This is a genomic window from Desulfuromonas versatilis, from assembly GCF_019704135.1.
In the GTDB taxonomy this organism is placed as follows: domain Bacteria; phylum Desulfobacterota; class Desulfuromonadia; order Desulfuromonadales; family NIT-T3; genus Desulfuromonas_A; species Desulfuromonas_A versatilis.
On record NZ_AP024355.1, the window covers coordinates 69,809 to 88,559 of the forward strand.

Below are 18,751 nucleotides of genomic sequence, written 5' to 3' on the forward strand. Positions count from 1 at the left end.
CGCCGGTTATCGTCTGCTTGGTCATGGCCTGCCTCCTTTCTATGCCGTGTTTGGCGTTGGAGTTTTCTAAGACCATTGTAGCGCAGGAATCCCCACGCGCCAGGCGTCGCTTCCGAGCCGCAGCCGTCCGTGCTGGCATCTTCGGCGCTTCGCACTATAATTGAGACAAAATCGCTCCGCTTCCCCGATGGAAGCGGGAGCCCGGAACCTGTCGGATCGATATGTCTCGAGGAGGTGCCTATGGCACGCATCATGATGCTGATCGCCCTGTCGCTGTGGCTGGCTGGCGACGCCTCGGCGGCGGTGCAGGGCAAACCGGTGGAATACCGGGCCGGGGAGACGGTTCTCAAGGGATACCTGGCCTGGGACGACGCGGTGAAGGACAAGCGCCCCGGCGTGCTGGTGGTGCACGAGTGGTGGGGACACAACGAGTACGCCCGCAAGCGCGCCGAAATGCTCGCCGGGCTCGGCTACCCGGCGCTGGCGGTGGACATGTACGGCGCAGGGCGGCAGGCGGCCCATCCCGATGACGCCGGCAAGTTCGCCGGGGAGTTGCGCAAGAACCTGCCGCTGGCCACCGAGCGTTTTCTGGCCGCCCTCAAGCTGCTCAAGAGCCAGCCGGGAGTCGACCCGGAGAAGCTGGCCGCAATCGGCTACTGCTTCGGCGGCGGGGTGGTGCTGGAGATGGCCCGGGCCGGCGTCGAGCTGGCCGGGGTGGCGAGTTTTCACGGCAGCCTCGGCACCGAGCACCCCGCCCGGGTCGGCGCGGTGAAGGCGCGGCTGCTGGTGCTCAACGGTGCCGATGACCCCTTCGTCACCCCCGAGCAGATCGGCCAGTTCAACCAGGAGATGGCGGCGGCCCGGGTCGGCTACGCTTTCGTCAACTACCCCGGGGCCAAGCACAGCTTCAGCAACCCCCAGGCCGATGAATTCGGCAAGAAGTTCAATCTTCCCCTGGCCTATCACGCCGAGGCGGATGCCGCGTCCTGGGGGGCGCTGCAGGAATTTTTCCGGGAAATTTTCCAATGAGGCCGGCCCCCGGGGGGGGGCGGTGATGGGTGAAGCATGGATGAACAGGCTATTCTGGAGGGGCTCAAACCGGTCTGCCTGTGCAAGGGGATCCGCAAGAGCGTGTTCCTCAAGCACATCGCCGCCGGGCTGACCAGCGTCGAGGCGCTGAAAAAGGCCACCGGGGCCGGCAGCGGCCCCTGCCAGGGGCGCCGCTGCACCCCGCGCATCGAGGAATTGCTCCGCAGCCGCGACCAGGGCTGAGGGAACCCCGGATCAGGTTGGCCGATCGTGGTTGTCTGCCGAGGTGGCCGTAGGCTATACTACCCTCTTGCCCCCCAGCGGAGAACCTAGCGTGAACCGGCCCCTCATTCTGACCATGGGCGACCCCACCGGGGTCGGCCCGGAGATCATCGTCAAGGCCCTGCTCTGCGGGGCGCTGGAGAACCTGTCGCGCCCCCTGCTGGTGGCGGGCGACCCGGGGGTGCTGGAGAAGGCCGCTGCGCTGTTCGGCGCCGAGAGCACAATTTCTTACGGCACCGGCCTGGTCAGCCACCGCCTAACCATCGCCGGGCGCAACCTGGAGGTCCACGCCCTCTCGCTGCTGCCCGCCGGGCAACTGGAATACGGCCGGCCCACCCCCGAATGCGGGCGGGCCATGGCCGAGTACATCGAATGGGCCTGCGCCCGCTGCCAGCAGGGAGTGGCGGCGGGGATGGTCACCGCGCCGATCAACAAGGCCGCCATCCACGCGGCGGGCTACGAATTTCCCGGCCATACCGAGCTGCTCGCCGCCTGCTGCGGGGTCGACAAGGTGGTGATGATGCTCGCCGGCGAGCGCCTGCGGGTCTGCCTGGTCACCACCCACCTGGCGCTTGCCGAGGTGCCGCGGGTGCTCTCCGAAGCCGAGATTCTCGCCACCATCCGCATCACCGATGCTTCTCTCCGGCGCTTCTTCGGCCTGGATCGGCCGCGCCTGGCGGTGCTCTCCCTCAACCCCCACGCCGGCGAGGGGGGGATGTTCGGCGACGAGGAGGCGCGGCTGATCGCCCCGGCCATCGCCGCCGCCCGCGCCGCGGGGATCGAAGCGAGCGGCCCGCACAGCGCCGACACCCTGTTCCACTTCGCCGCCCGGGGGGGCTACGATGCGGTGGTCTGCATGTACCACGACCAGGGGCTGATCCCGCTCAAGCTGCTGCACTTCGACGACGGCGTCAACGTCACCCTGGGCTTGCCCATCGTACGCACCAGCGTCGATCACGGCACCGCCTACGATATCGCCGGCACCGGCAAGGCCAGCGAGGCGAGCCTGGTGGCGGCGATCCGCATGGCGGAGAAGATGACCGGGCATGTTTAAAGGCGGCCTCTCGCTCGTTTCCTGCAATCCCTGGAGGGGCGGGGAAGGCTCAAAACCCACGTCAAAGGCAATGGGACACGGATCAAATCTGAAAAGGCCGGATAAAATCTGATTTTTCAGGCAAAAGGATTTTAGGTTTTCGGTTTTAACCAGTCACCTGTCACGAATCACCAGTCACGGCCTTTATGCCCGACAAAATCATCATCAAGGGTGCCTGCGAGCACAACCTGAAGAACATCGACGTGGAGATCCCCCGCGACCAGCTGGTGGTGATCACCGGCGTGTCCGGCTCGGGCAAATCGACTCTGGCCTTCGACACCATCTACGCCGAGGGGCAGCGCCGCTACGTCGAAAGCCTCTCGGCCTACGCCCGGCAGTTTCTCGAGCAGATGGAGAAGCCCGACGTGGAGAGCATCGAAGGGCTCTCGCCGGCGATCTCCATCGAGCAGAAGACCACCTCGAAAAATCCCCGTTCCACCGTCGGCACGGTCACCGAGATCTACGACTACCTTCGCCTGCTCTTCGCCCGGGTCGGCCGGGTGCACTGCTCGGGGTGCGGCAAGGAGATCGCCTCGCAGACCGTTGAGCAGATGGTCGACCGCATCCTGGCCATGCCCGAGAAGACCCGGCTGATGCTGCTGGCGCCCATGGTGCGCGGGCGCAAGGGCGAGTACCGCAAGGAGCTCAAGCAGCTGCAGGCCGACGGCTTCGTGCGGGTGCGCATCGACGGCGAGATGTACGAGCTGCCGGAGGTGCCGGCGCTCGATAAGAACAAGAAGCACGACATCGAGGTGGTGGTCGACCGGCTGATCGTCAAGGAGGGGATCGCCGCGCGCCTGGCCGACTCGCTGGAGACCGCCCTGCGCCTGGCCGACGGCATCGTGCGGGTCGAGACGGTCGGCGGCGAGAGCCAGCTTTTCTCCGAGCAGCACGCCTGCGTCGAGTGCGGCATCTCCTACCCCGAGATCACCCCGCGCATGTTCTCCTTCAACAACCCCCACGGCGCCTGCCCCGACTGCCACGGGCTGGGCACCCGCATGTACTTCGACCCCGAGCTGGTGGTCCCCAACCCCGGGCTGTCGCTGCGCGAGGGGGCGATCCTGCCCTGGGAGAGCCGCACCGGGGTCTACTACCAGCAGCTCATCGAGGCGCTCGGCGACCACTACCAGTTCGATCTGCGCACCCCCTTTGCCGAGCTGCCCGCCAAGGTGCAGGAGACCTTGCTGCGCGGCTCGGGCAAGGAGAAGGTGCGCTTCTTCTTCGACCAGGGCGGCCGGCGCCACTTCTATGAAAAGGCCTTCGAGGGGGTGATCCCCAACCTCGAGCGGCGCTACCACGAGACCGATTCGGAGAACGTGCGCGAGAGCCTCGAGCGCTTCATGAACGTAATGCCCTGCCCCACCTGCGACGGGGCGCGGCTGCGCAAAGAGTCGCTGTTCGTGCGGATCGGGGGCAAGAGCATCCGCGAGGTCACGGCCCTCTCCATCGTCGAGGCCGAGGCCTTCTTCGCCGAACTAAGCTTCAGCGCCAAGGAGGCGGAGATCGCCCGCCGGGTGCTCAAGGAGATCCGCGAGCGGCTCTCGTTTCTGACCCACGTGGGGCTCGACTACCTGGCCCTCGACCGCACCTCGGGGACTCTCTCGGGGGGCGAGGGGCAGCGCATCCGCCTGGCCACCCAGGTCGGCTCCTCGCTGGTGGGGGTGCTCTACATCCTCGATGAGCCCTCCATCGGGTTGCACCAGCGCGACAACCGGCGGCTGCTCGAGACCCTCAAGCGCCTGCGCGACCTGGGCAACACGGTGCTGGTGGTGGAGCACGACGAGGAAACCATCCTCGAGGCCGACCACGTCATCGACATGGGCCCCGGCGCCGGGGTCAACGGCGGGCGCATCGTCGCCCAGGGGACCCCCCAGCAGGTGTTGGCCCACCCCGATTCGCTCACCGGCCGCTACCTCTCGGGGGACCTGTCCATCGCCCTGCCGGCGCAGCGGCGCGCCAGCGAGCGCTTTCTGACCATCAAGGGGGCGCGGGAGAACAATCTCAAGGGGATCGACGTGGCCATCCCCCTGGGGGTGATGACCTGCGTCACCGGCGTCTCCGGCTCGGGCAAGAGCACCCTGGTCATCGACACCCTCTACCGGGCCCTCTCCCAGCGGCTCTACCGGGCCAAGGAGAAGGCCGGTCGGGTCGACGACATCCTCGGCCTCGACCAGCTCGACAAGGTCATCGACATCGACCAGTCCCCCATCGGCCGCACGCCGCGCTCCAACCCGGCGACCTACACCGGGGTCTTCACCGACGTGCGCGATCTGTTCGCCCAGCTCCCCGAGGCCAAGCTGCGCGGCTACAAGCCGGGGCGCTTCTCCTTCAACGTCAAGGGGGGGCGCTGCGAGGCCTGCCAGGGCGACGGCATCATCCGCATCGAGATGCACTTTCTGCCCGACGTCTTCGTCACCTGCGAGGTCTGCAAGGGGGCCCGCTACAACCGCGAGACCCTCGAGGTGCGCTACAAGGGCAAGAGCATCGCCGAGGTGCTGGGCATGACCGTCAACCAGGCGAGCGTCTTTCTCGAGAACATCCCCAAAATCCGCGGCAAGCTCGAAACCCTGCGCGAGGTGGGTCTGGGCTACATCAAGCTCGGCCAGAGCGCTACCACCCTCTCGGGCGGCGAGGCCCAGCGGGTCAAGCTCGCCAAGGAGCTCGGCAAGCGCGCCACCGGGCGCACCATCTACATCCTCGACGAACCGACCACCGGCCTGCACTTCGCCGACATCCAGAAGCTGCTCGACGTGCTGCAGCGGCTGGTCGAGGCCGGCAACACGGTGGTCATCATCGAGCACAACCTCGACGTCATCAAGACCGCCGACCACCTCATCGACCTGGGCCCCGAGGGGGGGACCCGCGGCGGCGAGCTGGTGGTCTGCGGCCCGCCGGAGGAGGTTGCCCGCTGCTCGCGCTCGGTCACCGGCCGCTACCTGCGCCCCTACCTCGATCTGTAATCGCCTGGGGGGCTAACCCCTTCAGCAGTGGTCAAAAAACCACCCGGCAGGTGTCGCGATGTGGTTTTTTTACAACATCGCGTCCGGTTTTTTTACGTGGCCGGCTCCACCTGGCGGGACCCCTGTCTCCGCATGTCGGCGCCGGGAGAAGAAAAATCCGTGTTTTCCCTGGCCGTTGACGCTACCTTAAGCTTCCGGAATTAAAGGAAATATAGGGAGGAGAGGTTCTGGATTGGCGGTCTGTGAGCTGCTGCCGGCTACCCAGGTCGGCGACGGGTGGCCTGCTCCTTGCACGGGTTCTATTACCCGCAGACGAGCCTAAGGTATGAAGAAACAGAGGGTTTTATGGTGAAAAAAGCGATTTCCGTCCTGCTGCTGCTGTTTTTCACGAGTGCCTGCGCCCACCAGGCGGCATTTGTCACCGATCCGCCCGGCGCCGAAGTATTCGTCGACGGCCAGGCCATTGGCGTCACCCCCTGCACCTACTCCTACCAGAACAACACCGGGGGGCAGTATGCGGTGACCATCGAGAAGGCCGGCTACGAGTCGGTGCGGCACAAGGTGCGGGCCGACGAGGTGGATGCGCCGGCGCGGAAGAAATGGCTGGCGGCGGGGCTGGTCTGGAGTCCCCTTTGGCTGGGGACCCTGTTCACCAAGAAACTCAAGGAAAGTTACGAGTTCGCTCTGAAGCGCAGTGCTCCCAGGATGACGGCCAGTGCCGTGGAGGTGGAAGCGGATCGTTTCTAGCTGGGCGTTATCGGAAAAGTCGACAGGCGGGTCAAATGGCCCGCCTGTTTTATTTGGTGCCGGCCGGCGCTATCTGGCAGATCAGCGTGCGGTTGGCCACGTACTGGCAGCCGTCCCCCTCCAGGACGAAGAACGGCGGGGCGCTGTTGATGAAATCGACGAGGCGGTTCTTTCCCCGGGGCAGGTCGATCACCACAACCCCCTGCAGGGATTCGCGGCCGAAGAAGTGGAGGCGGACTTCCTTGCGTTCCCCCAGGGGCATCTCCTCCTCGGCGGTGGGGAGATAGCGAATGTGGCTGACCGCCTCTTTGTTGACCAGGGAGAAGGCTCCCTCGTTGCTGCGAAAGGGGAAGAACTGCTCCTTTTCATTGAGCAGGTCGGAGATGCTCTGGGTGCCGCTGTGGCTGGAGGCGTAGGGGCTCAGAAAGACAACCCCTTCCAGCACCAGGCCGTCGGAGAGAAAGATGGCCACCGGGTGTTCCTGCTTGTCCACGCGGTATTCGTTCATGAGATCCTCCCGGGGGAAAGTGCAACAGGCCAAAGGGTAATACGTTTTTCAGGGAAAATCAAGGATTTGCGATCCGAACCCGGTGAGGCGAAGCCCTCCGCCCCGTCCCTCGATGGCCCCCTTGCGTCGATTGCGCGAAGGGTGTAGCATCAGGGGAATTTTTCGGAGCCGTTTCATGGGGCGCATTTCCAGGCGTCTGGGTGAGCTGACGCCAAACCAGGCGCTGATCGTCTATTACCTGCTGGCCATTCTGTTGGGGGCGTTCGCCCTCAGCCTCCCCCTGGCTTCCCGCCAGGGGCCCCTCCCCTTTATTGACGGACTGTTCACCGCCACCAGCGCCATGTGCGTGACCGGGCTGGCCGTGGTCGACACCGGCAGCCGCTTCACGCTGTTCGGGCAATTGACCATCCTGCTGCTGATCCAGGTCGGCGGGCTGGGGATCACCACCTTCTCGGTCTACCTGTTCTTCTATCTGCGACAGGGGGTGGGGATGCGCGGCCGCTGGATCATTCACGAGACGCTGCTGCATACCCCCGTCGACTCGCTTCGCGACCTGGTCCGCAGCATTTTCAAGCTGACTTTGGCCATCGAAGCGGCCGGCGCGGTCCTGCTGGCTTTCGCTTTCGTCCCCCGCCTGGGCTGGACCACGGGGGTGTATTATGCGATCTTCCATTCCGTCTCGGCATTCTGCAACGCCGGCTTTGCCCTGTTTTCCGACAGCCTGATCGGCTTTCGGGACGACCCTCTGGTCAACCTGACCATCATGGGGCTGATCATCCTGGGCGGCATCGGCTTTCTGGTCATGCGCGAAGTCCTGGCCTCGTGCCGGCGGCCCAGGGCAGGCGGCCGCCGGCGCCTGTCCCTGCATTCGCGGCTGGTGCTCTGGACCAGCCTGGCGCTGGTCGCAGGCGGGGCCGTGCTGATCGCGCTGCTCGAGGCGCCGGCCTCATTTCGGCAGCTGCCCGCCGGCGAGGCCTTCTGGATCGCCCTGTTCCAATCGGTGACCGCCCGCACCGCCGGTTTCAACACCATCGACCTCAACAGCTTCGAAGCCCCCACCCTGTTTCTGATGATCTTCCTGATGTTCGTGGGCGCTTCGCCGGGCTCCTGCGGAGGCGGCATCAAGACCACCAGCCTGGCCCTGTTCGTCGCCATCCTGCACAGCCGCCTCAAGGGCAGCGCCCACACCAACGTGTTCCGGCGCACCCTGCCGGATGAGCTGGCCACCAAGACCCTCACCCTGGTAATGCTGGCCGCCCTGTTTCTTGGCGCGGCCACTTTCGGCCTGCTGACGGTGCAGATGACCGGAATCCCCTTCCGGGAGAGCGGCGGACTGTTTCTGGACTATGTCTTCGAGGCGGTCTCGGCCTTCGCCACGGTGGGGCTCTCCCTCGGGGTGACCCCCCAACTGGTGCCTGCGGGCAAGCTGATCGTCATCCTGCTGATGTTCGTGGGCAGGGTCGGGCTGCTGACCGTGGCGTTCACCATTATCCGCCGCAGCCGCGAGGACGCGGTGCGCTATGCGGAAGAAAACATCATGATCGGCTGATCGGGCCGGGAGAAATTGCCATGAAACGTTTTTGCGTCATCGGTCTGGGCAACTTCGGTTTCCACGTGGCCACCACCCTTTACAGCGAGGGGCATGAAGTCGTCGCCATCGACACCGACCGCGACAAGGTGCAGCGGGTCAGGGAGCATTCCTCCTACGCCATCCTCGGCGATGCCGCCAGCAAGGAGTTCCTCAAGGGCCAGGGGATCGACGAAATGGACGGCGTGGTGGTCTCGACCGGCGAACGCTCCCACCTCTCGACCCTGATCACCCTCTACCTGAAGGAACTCAAGGTGCCGCGCATCGTGGTCAAGGCGCTCGACGAGGACCACGGCCGGATCCTGGAGAAGGTCGGGGCCACCGAGGTCATCTACCCCGAGAAGGACATGGCCGTCAAGACCGCCCGCAGCCTCTCGAGCCCCAACATCCTCGACGTCATCCCGATTTCTGAGGATTTTTCCATCACCGAGGTCGGGCCGCCCCGCCACATGGTCGGCAAGACCCTGATCCAGCTGGACCTGCGGCGCCGGTTCAACGTCACGGTCATCGGTGTCAAGGAGATGCTGACCGGCAACTTCGTCACCCTGCCCCCGGCGGACTACATGATCAAGGACAGTGATCTGCTGGTGCTGATCGGCAAGCCCCTCGACATCGAACGGGCCTGCCAGGCAAAGTAACCTGGATGGGCCATCGACCCGCCCGGGCAGGTTGTGGAAAGGTTGACATGCGCCGAGGAATAATTAGAATGTTAGGGTCTTTTTGATGCCTGCTAGATTAAATTAAATTCAAGGAGCAAATTCAATGGCGGAAATGAAAGGTAGCAAGACCGAAAAAGATCTCAAGGAAGCCTTTGCCGGCGAATCCCAGGCCAACCGTACCTACCTGGCCTTTGCCCAGAAGGCCGACCAGGAGGGCTTCACCCAGGCGGCCAAGCTGTTCCGCGCGGCGGCCGCGGCCGAAACCATCCATGCCCACGCCCACCTGCGCGCGCTCGGCGGCATCCGCTCCACCAAGGAAAACCTCAAGGAGGCGATCGGCGGGGAAACCCATGAATTCATGGAAATGTACCCCGGGATGATCAAGGACGCCCAGGCCGAAGGCTTCGAGGTTGCCCTGAAGAGCTTCACCTTTGCCAACGCCGTGGAAAAGGTTCACGCCAAGCTTTATCAGCAGGCCCTGGACAATCTCGGCAGCAACGAAATCGTCGACTACTATGTCTGCAAGGTCTGCGGCAACACCCTGGAGGGAGAGCCCGATGGTCCCTGCACGGTCTGTGGTGCCGTGAAGAACGCCTTTTTCAAGGTCGACTGATCGCTCGACCGATACCCCACCGGAAGCCGGGTCCTTGCGGGGGCCCGGCTTTTTTTCGCTGACCAGGGCGGCAGGAACCCATCCGCCGGCCCCGTCCCCAACGATTGCCGCCTGACGAGGTAGGTCATGGATAAGTGCCCAGTTTGCAAGGAGCAGAAAAAAGGTAAATTCTGGTGCAGCGCCTGCAAGACGGTATTCGTCTGTCCGATGCAGAACTGCGGCGCCGAAATCCGCAAGCGCGACGCTGCCGATTGCCCGCGCTGCGGGTTGATTTTCGCCGAATACATCAAGAGCAAGAAAATGTACCGCCAATGCCCCAAGTGCAAGAAAAAACAGGGGTTGTCCGATCCCCAGTGCAAGCATTGCCGGTATTGGTTCAACTGCCCGACCTGCGGCCACAAGGTCCCCTCCACCAGCATGCTGACCTGCCCGCGCTGCGCCACCAGCCTGCGCTGAACCTTCTTCTCCGGGGCGCGGCGGGAGTCCACTCTCCCGCGCCCCGAGCCGATCCGCACCCCGCCCGGGGCTTTCCGGGTGAAAGATCCTCCCGCCTTTGCTAGACTAGTACATTAATGAAGTGCTGGTGAATTGACCCCTTCGAGGAGGTCCTCTTGCTGTACCTGACCCTGTCGCTGGTGCTGAGCCTGGCGGGACTGCTCTCCGCCGGTCACGCCCTGCTCCACAAGCGGGATCCCCGCGCCGCCCTGGGCTGGATCGTGATGTGCCTGGCCCTGCCGGGGGTGGGGATGGGGCTCTACTGGCTGCTCGGGGTCAATCGCATCCGGACCCGGGCCCGAGACCTGCAGAGCCAGGGATCGACCTGGTTCGAGCCCAGCCTCTGCGCCTGGTCGCGGGAGAGCGCCGAGCAGTACCCCTTCCGGGCGGAAAATTTCGCCACCCTGCTGCATCTCTCCGATGCGGTCACCCGCCGCCCCCTGCTGCAGGGCAATCACATCGAACCGCTGCACAACGGCGAGCAGGCCTATCCGGCGATGCTCGAGGCCATCGCCGGGGCCCGGCAGTCCATCCTGCTGTCCACCTACATCTTCGAATCCAACCCGACCGGGCGCCGTTTCACCGACGCCCTGGCCGAAGCCGCGGCTCGTGGCGTCGAGGTGAAGGTTCTTATCGACGGACTGGGCGAGCGTTACTCCTTCCCCCCGGCCCGCCGGCTGCTCCAGGGCAGCCGGGTGCGGGTGGCCCGCTTTCTCCCCCCCAGCCTCTCCGGGCACGGCATACACCTCAACCTGCGCAATCATCGCAAACTCCTGGTGGTCGACGGGGTGCTGGGCTTCAGCGGCGGGATGAACATCGGGGACCGGCACCTGGCCGAAAGCAGCGACCCGCGCCGGGTGGTCGATATTCATTTCCGGGTGCAGGGTCCGGTTGTGGGGCAGATGCGCGAGGCCTTCCTGGAGGACTGGCAATTGGCTACCGGGGAGGGTTTCCACCAGGAAAAACCGCCCGCAGTGGCGGCAGGGGGGCAGGCTTTCTGCCGGGGGATCAGCGCCGGGCCGAACGAGGATTTCGAAAAGCTCCCCTGGATTCTGACCGGGGCCTTGAACTGCGCACGCCGCCGCCTGCGGATCATGACGCCGTATTTCGTGCCGGACCGCTTCCTGATCGCCGCGATCAACGCCGCGGCCCTGCGCGGGGTGACGGTGGAGATCGTTCTGCCGGCACGGAACAACCTCCCCTACGTCGCCTGGGCGACCCGTTCCTATCTTTGGGAGCTGCTGCTCTACAACGTGCGCATCTTCTACCAGCCGCCGCCCTTTGTGCACAGCAAGCTGCTGCTGGTGGATGACGACTACGCGCTGGTCGGCACCGCCAACCTCGACCCGCGCAGCCTGCGGCTCAATTTCGAATTCTGCCTCGAAGTCTACGACCGCAATTGCAACCGCCAACTGGCCGCGCATTTCGACACCGTGCGCGCAGCCTCCCGCCAGGTGCTGCTGGCCGATGTGGACGGGCGCCCCCTGCCCGTCAAGCTCAGGGACGCCTTCGCCAAGCTGTTTTCCCCCTATCTATGAAAACGCCAGGGCGGCTGATGGGCCGCCCCGGCGCTTAATTTTCCGGGTTCTTGTCTTCCGTCCCGGGTTGCTCCTTCCGCACGGGAAGGCTGCAGCTGTCGGAAAGTCAGGTCTGCACCCCGAGTTTGGGGAGGATCCAGCGGTTGAGAATGAACCAGACGGCCAAAACACCGAGCAGGCCGAGAATCTCCATGACGTGCCTCCTTTTTAGATATGACAATCAATATATAGCATTCTTATTTCAGAAGCAAGCCCTCCCCTCCTCTGGGCGCGAGGGGGGTCCAAGTGTCCGGCTCAGGAGTCCTTCAGGCTGAAGCGCACCGGGACCCGAACCTCCTCCTCCACCGGAGTCCCATTGCTGGTGGCCGGGCGAAACCGCCAGGCGTGCACCCCCTCGAGGGCCGAGCGGTCGAGAACCGGATAACCCGATGAATGCTCGAGGGTCGCCTCGAGCACTCTGCCGGAGATGCCGACCCTCACCTTGAGCAGCACCTCTCCTTCCCAGCGCCGCAGCCGCGCCTGGCGGGGGTAGGTGGGGCGCGGGGTGTGCAGATAGGCGGGCGGCGTGCTGACCACCTCGGGCGCGGGGCTAGCCGTCGCGTTGGGCGGTGCTGCCCCGGGGCTGACTGGAGAAGGGGCCGCGGAAGCCGCGGAATCCGGCACAGCTGCCGGAGGTGCGGGCGCCGGCGTCGGGTCAGGTGCGGGAGCGGCGGAGTGCTGCTCCGGCGGGGGCGTTGGATGCGAATCGCGGGCCGGGAGATCCGGCTTGGGGGCGGCCTCTTCCCGGAGGGGGGTAGCCGCCGTGGGCTTGGACTTGCTGGCGAAAGACGCCTGCCTCTTTGGTGTAGCTGGTGCGGGCTCGGGTTTTTCCGGGACGGGAGCGGGCTTCAGCGCCGGTGGGGGCGCTACCGGTTTGCTGGCGGCCGGCGGCGTGGCGGGCTGCTGCGGGCGTTCGGGGGGCGCGGGGGCGGGGCTGCGCAGGCCGACCTCCACGGCCCGGAGCGGCCGCGGGCCCAGGCGTGTCGGCTTGCCCGGCAGGGCGAACAGGGCGAGGTGCAGCAGCAGGGAGACGAGCAGTCCCGCGATGAGCGGTTTTTTAACCATGGCAGTCGTCCGGGCCCTTGCCGGCAGGCCGGCCAGGGGTGGTCGAGGCGGAAAAGGAAGGTACCTGCCAACTTATACGCCATAAGGCAAACCCGGGCAAGGTTGTTTCAGAGAAAGTAGCTGCTGCAGGAGTCTCGAGGCTGTTGGGTTGCGGCGGGCCTGGGGAAGAAGTGGTCTTCTTGGGCTGATGCCGATGCATTCAAACCTGGTCATTTGGGGCCGCCGAAACGAATTTCCACCTACTTTCCACGCTTTTGGTTGATTTTGCATGCCTCCGTTGGTAAGTTGCATGGTCAGGTAAGGGTTTTGAATAATCTGGCCCACATTGGTCAAGTTTAAAAAACAAAATCCAATATTTCAGGTTGATAAAACAGGATACGAAGTCTTTTCAGGGAGATTGTTTTGCTTCTCTGCGTTCATGGAAATCGGAGGTTCAACCGTCTTGTCGTGGGCAGCCTGTGGCTGCTGCTGGGAGTGATGGCCGGCTGCGGGGGTGGCGGTGGCGGCGGAGGAGAATCTTCGGCTCTCCCCGGCTCGCGCACCGTTGCCGGGGTGGTCGAGGATGGCCCGGTGACGGGCGCCCGGGTGTATCTGCACAGCAAGATCAGCGGCGAAGTGGTCAGCTTCTGCGGGCCCAGGGGCACCGGGCGCTGCGAAACGGTCAGCGGTCCCTCCGGGGAGTTCACCTTCCAGGTCAACGGCGGCGCCAACCTCTCCAGCCTGGTCGCGGTTTCCCAGGGGGGGAAGGACACCGAAACCGGTGTCGAATTCTCCGGGATCGGGATGCGCGCCCCCCTCGAACTGTTCGTCGGGGCCGAGCACGACCTGGCGATCACCCCGATCACCTCTCTGTGCGCCGGGCGTCCGGGCGACTTTCGGCCTCTGGAGCAGACCAGCGAACTGGTCCGCGGCTGGCTCGGCCTCGGGCAGGCCACCCCGCTGGGAGCCCGCCCCTCGGACCACCCCGAACTGCTGCAGCGGTCCCTGCTGCTGACCAAGCTGGCGTTGGAAAGGAAAAAGGCCCTGGCTGCCGACCCCTTCGGGGAACTGGCCCAAGGGATCGATTTTTCCAGGCTGTTCGACGAAGCCGGCACGCCGCAGGAGGCGACCCTGGTTTTTCTCGGCTTCGATGACCGGGCCCGCCGCGCCATCGGCGATCTGCACCGCCTGCTGAGCCTGGCCGGAGGGGAACCTCCCGCCGCGGTGTTCAAGCGCGCCGAACTTGCCGGGGCGGCGGCCGAATTCGTCGGCCTGATGTTTGCCGAGGATGCCGCCTTCGACGCCGCCAACGAGAATTTCCGGGCCAATGCCGTGCTGCTGGCCGAGCGGATTCTGGTCGGCACCGGCGGAGTCGTCCCGCTGGGGGGGCTGGTCCCCGAGCGGCTGGTCCGCTACGTCCTGCACGCCTACGGTCCGCAGAGCTGGAGCTGGGGCGATTTCACCGCCGACCGGGAGGCATTTGCCGCCCGCCTGGTGCACCGGGAAACCGGCCAACCCTTCGGCTTCGACCCCTTTCTTTTCGACCTGGTGCGCATCACCGCCCCCCAGGTGACCGCCCTGCCCCTGCTGCAGAGCGAACTGCCCGGTGACGACAACCGCAAACGGCTGGAATATTACTACAACTCGGACATCTCCCATCTATACCAGGCGGAAAAACTCATCGGCACCGTCTTCGACGATACGGTCAACGACGCGATCATGCTCGAGATCGCCAAGGGCAAGGCCCAGGCCGGGCTGCTCGGCGAAGCCCGCACCCTGATCGAAACCCAGATCTACCAGTCGGAAGTCAGGGGCCATGCCTGGCTTGCCTATGCCGAGGCCCTGAAAGATTTCGACAGGCGCGACGAGGCGGTTTCGGCGCTCGACGAGGCCGGTCTCCTGTTCGACAGGGTGATCGCGGCCAAGGGGCTGGTCGGTTTCGGCAAGATCGACGGTGGAAATATCCGCTCTCTCATCAAGGGCTACCGGGTTGCCGGGGCCCTTTCCCGGGGCCTTGACCAGTTGTTTCGATACGCAGGTCAACTCAATCCCGCCCAACACTCCAACCTGATCTACGGCCAAATCTTTTCCGCGGCTCTCGGGGTGGCTGATGCGTTGATCGAAACCGGAGATCTGGCTGAGGCTGGAATGGTCGTGAACCTCATGCACGACCTCGCCGACGTGACGCCACCCAGCAGCAGCGACTACAAGACCAGGGTTTACCACTGGGTGGAAACGGCCAGGCGCTACGTGGATTTGGGGGATTTCGGGACGGCCTATACCATTTGCCAAAAGGTTCAGGCGATCCGCAGCAACGACGGCTTGGCGGCCAACCTGACCGGCTCGAAAACCTACGATTATATGGCCGAAATGGCCATGGTCCTTTACGATATCGGCCAATTCGGCCTGGGCCACGACCTGATCGCCTCGCTCCCCGGCGGGGCCAGCGACCGAATCCAGTCCGAAGCCTGGAAAAAGTTGGCCTCCCATGTGGCCCTTCAACAGGGCCTGGGCCTGCTGCACGTCCCGGAGCCCGCAACATTCGCGGAGTTCAGCGCGCTGGATATCCTCGAGTACCGGATGATCCTCGACTGGTACAATGCCGATGTCCTGGAGACGCGGATCGAGGCCCTGACCTATTACAACGACAACCTCCAGTACCTGGCCGGGAAGCTGATCGGCGAGGGGCGTTTCGCCGAGGCGGAGCAGGTGCTGGACCAGGCCGTCGCCCTGGTCGCGCAGCTGGACGACAACCAGGACAAGAAGTTGACCCTGGCGACCCGGCAGATCAGCATGGGCAGCTCCAAGGTCAATTACGGCTACGCCAAGCTGGCCGGCTTGTACCTGAGCCTGTTCCTCGAGTCGGGCGAGGAGGCCTACCGGCAGCGGGCCGGCGACCTGTTGGCCGAAGCGGAGGCTGTCGCCCAGGCGATCGTCGACCCGGTGATGTTCAGCAAGGCCACCGCGGCCATTGCCGAGGGCTACCTGGATCTGGGCAACGACGATAAGACCCGCGAACTGCTCGGCCGCGACCTGGCTCTTGAAGAATACCAGCGGGTTGCCCGGGCGTACCTGGCCCTGGGTGACGACGGGGAGGCGCTGGCGCTGCTGGCGGCTTATGTCGAGCGGGCCAGCGCCCTGTTCGGCAACCTGACCCCGGCCGAAGACCAGAACCGGCTGGCCCGGGAGGAGACCGACCACCTGCTCAAGGCCGCGGATCTGTACATCGAACTTGGGGCGTATCAACAGGCCGTGACGGTTATCGACCTGGCTGGCCAGAGCGCCTGGGAGATCCTGGTGCCGAGCGAGCGCATGCTCCGCCTGCAGCGGGTCGTGGAGCGCTATGCCAAGGCCGAGGACTTCGAACAGGCCCTGGCCCTGGCCCAAGCTCTGCCCTTTACCTTGGACCGCAACCAGGCGATCCAGGCGATCGCCACGGTTTTCGCCACCCTGGACCGGTTTCCCGATTCCCCCGTGGCCAACGTGGACACCGATGGAGACGGGCAGCCCGATTTCTTCCACCCGCTGGCGAGCGCGGCTGACATCGCCGCCTCGGGGCTGACCCTCGACCCCGACTGCGACGGTGACGGGATCGATGATGTCAGCGATTTCCGCCCGCTGTTCGCCGAGCCCAGCGGGCGTTAACCCTCCGCCTTCTTCAGGATTCATTCCTTGCCGCAGTTCAAATCGATTTCCATTGCCGCACTGTTGGCCGGGGCAGCCCTCTGGGGGGCAGCCCCGGCCTGCGCCGAGGAGCCGGCGGGCCAGCCGCTGCGGCTCGCCCCGGTGGAGGTCACCGGCACCATCGACAACCCCGCCACCGGCAAGTCGACCATCCCCGGCGAGGTCATCCGCGACCTGCCCCGCGGCAACGGCAGCATCAACGAGCTGCTGCGGGTGCTGCCCGACGTGCAGCTCAGCGAGGATTTCAACACCAACAAGAACGCCGGGGAGATCCTCCCGCCCAACCTCTCCATCAGCGGCGGCAAGGCCTTCGAAAACAATTTCGTCATCGACGGCATCGGCAACAACAGCCTGCTCGATCCCGCCACCCGCAGTGCCGACCTGGTCAGCGACGTGCCCGGCCACCCCCAGCAGCTGTTCCTGTTGGCCGACCTGGTGGACGAGATCACCGTCTTCGACAGCAGCGTCCCCGTGGAATACGGCGGCTTCACCGGCGGCGTGGTGGAGGTGAAGACCCGCCGGCCGCGCAGCGAGTTCGGCGGCGGACTCGCCTACCGGACCACCCGCGACCAGTGGACCAGGTTCCACCTCGACGAGGGCCAGCAGGCCGAGGCGGAGCTGGTCGGCAGGATCGAAGACCAGCCGCGCTTCGAAAAACACCAGGCCTTCGTCAGCCTCGATCTGCCGCTGGGGGACTCGGCCGGGCTGCTCGGCGCCTACGGGCAGGTCTTTTCGAAAATTCCCCTGGCTCACCTGGGCGGCTCCAAAGCGGAGACCCGCCGGGGGGAGAACTATTTCCTCAAGGGGGTCTGGGACCCCACCCCGGAGGATGCCCTCGAACTCAGCCTGACCTACGCTCCCTACCGGGAGGAGCGGTTTTTCGCCGACGTGCTGGGCAGCGATTTCGAGCTGGAAGGGGGAGGGATCTCCTTGAGTGCGGGCTACCGGCATTTTTTCAGCCTGGGCGAGCTCTCCCTCGAGGGGGCGCTGCAGGCCAGCGAAAACAGCCGCCGGGGCCCCCGCCACTTTCGTTCCTGGGCGATCACCGACAACAAGGACTGGGGGCTCATCTCCGGCTCCGACGTCAGCCCCGAAGGGGGGTTCGGCAGCGTCGAAAAGACCCAGCAGGGGCTGGCCGTCAAGGGGGTGGTGAACTTCGACGAACGCTTCACCGGCCCGGTCGGCCACGGGGTCCAGCTGGGGTTCGAGGCCGAAATGGCCCGGGGGACCTTCGAGCGGGAGGAAACCACCTTCGTCTTCAAGGGGGCCCGCACCACCCCCGACATCATCTGCGGCGAGGACACCTTCGCCTGCGAGGAGCAGGAGCAGTTCTTCACCCTGCGCAACGTCTACGACCCCGCCTCGGTCATCGCTCGCATCAACAGCTATCACCTGTTCGCCGAAGACCAGCTCGGCTTCCGGCGCCTGAGCCTGCGCCCCGGGGTGCGCCTCTCCTACGACGATTTCATGGAGAACCTCAACCTCTCGCCCCGGCTCGCCGCAGGCTACGACCTGTTCGGCGACGGGCGCACCCGGCTGGTCGCCGGAGCGGCCCGCTACTACGGCCGCAGCCTGCTGACCTACAAGCTGCGCGAGGCCCGGCCCCCCTTCCGCAGCGAGGCCCGCACCTCCTTCCAGAACCGCCCCACCGACTGGGAGCCGGCCGCCTTCCAGGGGGTCAACGTGACCCGCTTCTCGCGGTTGGATACCCCCTATGCCGACGAGCTAACCGCCGGGGTCGACCAGGCCCTGTTCGGCGGGCGGCTGAGCCTGAAGTACGTGCACCGCGAAGGGCGCGACGAGTTCGCCCGCAGCTACGGCGAGGTGCAGCCCGACGGGCTGCGCTACTACACCCTGAACAACCACGGCAGCAGCCGCCACGACGGCTACCGCCTCTCCTGGGAGCGGCGCTTCCGCCGCCAGTTTCTCTCCCTGAACGCCACCTACCAGGAGACCCTCAGCAGCAACGAGGACTACGACACCACCCTGGAAGCGGACGAGCTCGAGGACCGGGTCTGGTACGGCGACGACATCCTGCTCAAGACCGAACTCCCCAGAGGCGACTACAACCGCCCCTGGGTGCTCAACCTGACCTGGATCGCCCAGCTGCCGGGCGGCTTCACCTTCACCAACCTGACCTGGTACCGCAGCGGCTACGAGACCATCGAGCCGACCGGGATTTTCCGGGAAATCCCCGGCGGCGAGCGGCGCAGCGACCCGCTGACCGGCGAGGAGATTTTCGAGAGCCTGGAGATCTACGAGGCGCAGGACCGCGCTGCGGCTCTGCTCTTCGACTGGAAGCTGAACTGGCGCAAAGCCGTGTACCGCGACCAGGAGCTGGGGCTGAGTCTCGAGGTCTACAACGTCTTCGACGAGAAAATTCGCGCCGGCCGTTCGCGGGACACCTTTGTGGTAGGGCGGCAGTTCTGGGCGGGGGCGGAATACCGGTTCTAGGAGCCTGTCGTCCGGCGC

Annotated in this window: 14 protein-coding genes; 12 read left to right on the forward strand and 2 right to left on the reverse strand. The window is 65.3% G+C overall.

The annotated features are described in order from the left end of the window. Window positions 1-240: 240 nt before the first annotated feature. The 5 genes from DESUT3_RS00320 (at window position 241) to DESUT3_RS00340 (ending at window position 6,111) form a co-directional block, all read left to right on the forward strand. The gene (locus DESUT3_RS00320; protein ID WP_221250479.1) at window positions 241-1,029 is read left to right on the forward strand and encodes a dienelactone hydrolase family protein; all 789 of its coding nucleotides are present in this window, start codon (window positions 241-243) and stop codon (window positions 1,027-1,029) included. Between the two features lie 36 nt (window positions 1,030-1,065). Next, window positions 1,066-1,272 (forward strand): (2Fe-2S)-binding protein, encoded by a 207-nt coding sequence (locus tag DESUT3_RS00325; protein ID WP_221250480.1) that lies wholly within the window; start codon window positions 1,066-1,068, stop codon window positions 1,270-1,272. Window positions 1,273-1,363: 91 nt separating this feature from the next. Beyond that, window positions 1,364-2,365, forward strand: coding sequence for a 4-hydroxythreonine-4-phosphate dehydrogenase PdxA (gene pdxA / locus DESUT3_RS00330; protein ID WP_221250481.1), 1,002 nt, complete (start codon window positions 1,364-1,366; stop codon window positions 2,363-2,365). A gap of 185 nt (window positions 2,366-2,550) precedes the next feature. Then, window positions 2,551-5,364, forward strand: a complete 2,814-nt coding sequence (uvrA, locus tag DESUT3_RS00335; RefSeq protein WP_221250482.1) for an excinuclease ABC subunit UvrA — start codon at window positions 2,551-2,553, stop codon at window positions 5,362-5,364. 345 nt (window positions 5,365-5,709) lie between these two features. Beyond that, a complete protein-coding gene (locus tag DESUT3_RS00340; RefSeq protein ID WP_221250483.1) occupies window positions 5,710-6,111 on the forward strand; it encodes a PEGA domain-containing protein in 402 nt (133 codons plus the stop codon). 49 nt (window positions 6,112-6,160) lie between these two features. On the opposite strand, the gene DESUT3_RS00345 is transcribed toward DESUT3_RS00340, so the two are convergent. Further along, window positions 6,161-6,619 carry a hypothetical protein gene (locus tag DESUT3_RS00345; protein ID WP_221250484.1) on the reverse strand — a complete coding sequence of 153 codons (459 nt, stop codon included), beginning with the start codon at window positions 6,617-6,619 and terminating at the stop codon, window positions 6,161-6,163. A gap of 175 nt (window positions 6,620-6,794) precedes the next feature. Between DESUT3_RS00345 and DESUT3_RS00350 the strand changes: the two genes are divergently transcribed. From DESUT3_RS00350 to cls, 5 genes are all read left to right on the forward strand, one after another. Continuing rightward, window positions 6,795-8,168, forward strand: a complete 1,374-nt coding sequence (locus DESUT3_RS00350; protein WP_221250485.1) for a TrkH family potassium uptake protein — start codon at window positions 6,795-6,797, stop codon at window positions 8,166-8,168. 20 nt (window positions 8,169-8,188) lie between these two features. Next, window positions 8,189-8,845, forward strand: coding sequence for a potassium channel family protein (locus DESUT3_RS00355; protein ID WP_221250486.1), 657 nt, complete (start codon window positions 8,189-8,191; stop codon window positions 8,843-8,845). A 124-nt stretch (window positions 8,846-8,969) separates the two neighbouring features. Next, window positions 8,970-9,479, forward strand: a complete 510-nt coding sequence (locus DESUT3_RS00360) for a rubrerythrin family protein (protein WP_221250487.1) — start codon at window positions 8,970-8,972, stop codon at window positions 9,477-9,479. Between the two features lie 126 nt (window positions 9,480-9,605). Continuing rightward, the gene (locus DESUT3_RS00365) at window positions 9,606-9,935 is read left to right on the forward strand and encodes a hypothetical protein (RefSeq protein ID WP_221250488.1); all 330 of its coding nucleotides are present in this window, start codon (window positions 9,606-9,608) and stop codon (window positions 9,933-9,935) included. A gap of 155 nt (window positions 9,936-10,090) precedes the next feature. Then, window positions 10,091-11,512 (forward strand): cardiolipin synthase, encoded by a 1,422-nt coding sequence (gene cls, locus DESUT3_RS00370; protein ID WP_318835968.1) that lies wholly within the window; start codon window positions 10,091-10,093, stop codon window positions 11,510-11,512. A gap of 294 nt (window positions 11,513-11,806) precedes the next feature. On the opposite strand, the gene DESUT3_RS00375 is transcribed toward cls, so the two are convergent. After that, complete coding sequence (locus DESUT3_RS00375; RefSeq protein WP_221250489.1) at window positions 11,807-12,616, reverse strand: energy transducer TonB; 810 nt, start codon at window positions 12,614-12,616, stop codon at window positions 11,807-11,809. A gap of 447 nt (window positions 12,617-13,063) precedes the next feature. Here DESUT3_RS00375 and DESUT3_RS00380 point away from each other — a divergent pair, with 447 nt between their 5' ends. Next, window positions 13,064-16,240: a tetratricopeptide repeat protein gene (locus tag DESUT3_RS00380; protein ID WP_221250490.1), complete on the forward strand. Its 3,177-nt coding sequence runs from the start codon at window positions 13,064-13,066 to the stop codon at window positions 16,238-16,240. A gap of 27 nt (window positions 16,241-16,267) precedes the next feature. Further along, complete coding sequence (locus DESUT3_RS00385) at window positions 16,268-18,733, forward strand: TonB-dependent receptor plug domain-containing protein (RefSeq protein ID WP_221250491.1); 2,466 nt, start codon at window positions 16,268-16,270, stop codon at window positions 18,731-18,733. Window positions 18,734-18,751 lie beyond the last annotated feature (18 nt).

Excerpts from the sequence above, each read along its gene's own strand:
- DESUT3_RS00355 (WP_221250486.1), top strand. The coding sequence starts at position 8,189 with ATGAAACGTTTTTGCGTCATCGGTCTGGGCAACTTCGGTTTCCACGTG.
- DESUT3_RS00350 (WP_221250485.1), top strand. The coding sequence starts at position 6,795 with ATGGGGCGCATTTCCAGGCGTCTGGGTGAGCTGACGCCAAACCAGGCG.
- DESUT3_RS00375 (WP_221250489.1), bottom strand. The coding sequence starts at position 12,616 with ATGGTTAAAAAACCGCTCATCGCGGGACTGCTCGTCTCCCTGCTGCTG.
- DESUT3_RS00340 (WP_221250483.1), top strand. The coding sequence starts at position 5,710 with ATGGTGAAAAAAGCGATTTCCGTCCTGCTGCTGCTGTTTTTCACGAGT.
- DESUT3_RS00365 (WP_221250488.1), top strand. The coding sequence starts at position 9,606 with ATGGATAAGTGCCCAGTTTGCAAGGAGCAGAAAAAAGGTAAATTCTGG.
- DESUT3_RS00345 (WP_221250484.1), bottom strand. The coding sequence starts at position 6,619 with ATGAACGAATACCGCGTGGACAAGCAGGAACACCCGGTGGCCATCTTT.
- DESUT3_RS00325 (WP_221250480.1), top strand. The coding sequence starts at position 1,066 with ATGGATGAACAGGCTATTCTGGAGGGGCTCAAACCGGTCTGCCTGTGC.
- uvrA (WP_221250482.1), top strand. The coding sequence starts at position 2,551 with ATGCCCGACAAAATCATCATCAAGGGTGCCTGCGAGCACAACCTGAAG.
- DESUT3_RS00360 (WP_221250487.1), top strand. The coding sequence starts at position 8,970 with ATGGCGGAAATGAAAGGTAGCAAGACCGAAAAAGATCTCAAGGAAGCC.
- DESUT3_RS00320 (WP_221250479.1), top strand. The coding sequence starts at position 241 with ATGGCACGCATCATGATGCTGATCGCCCTGTCGCTGTGGCTGGCTGGC.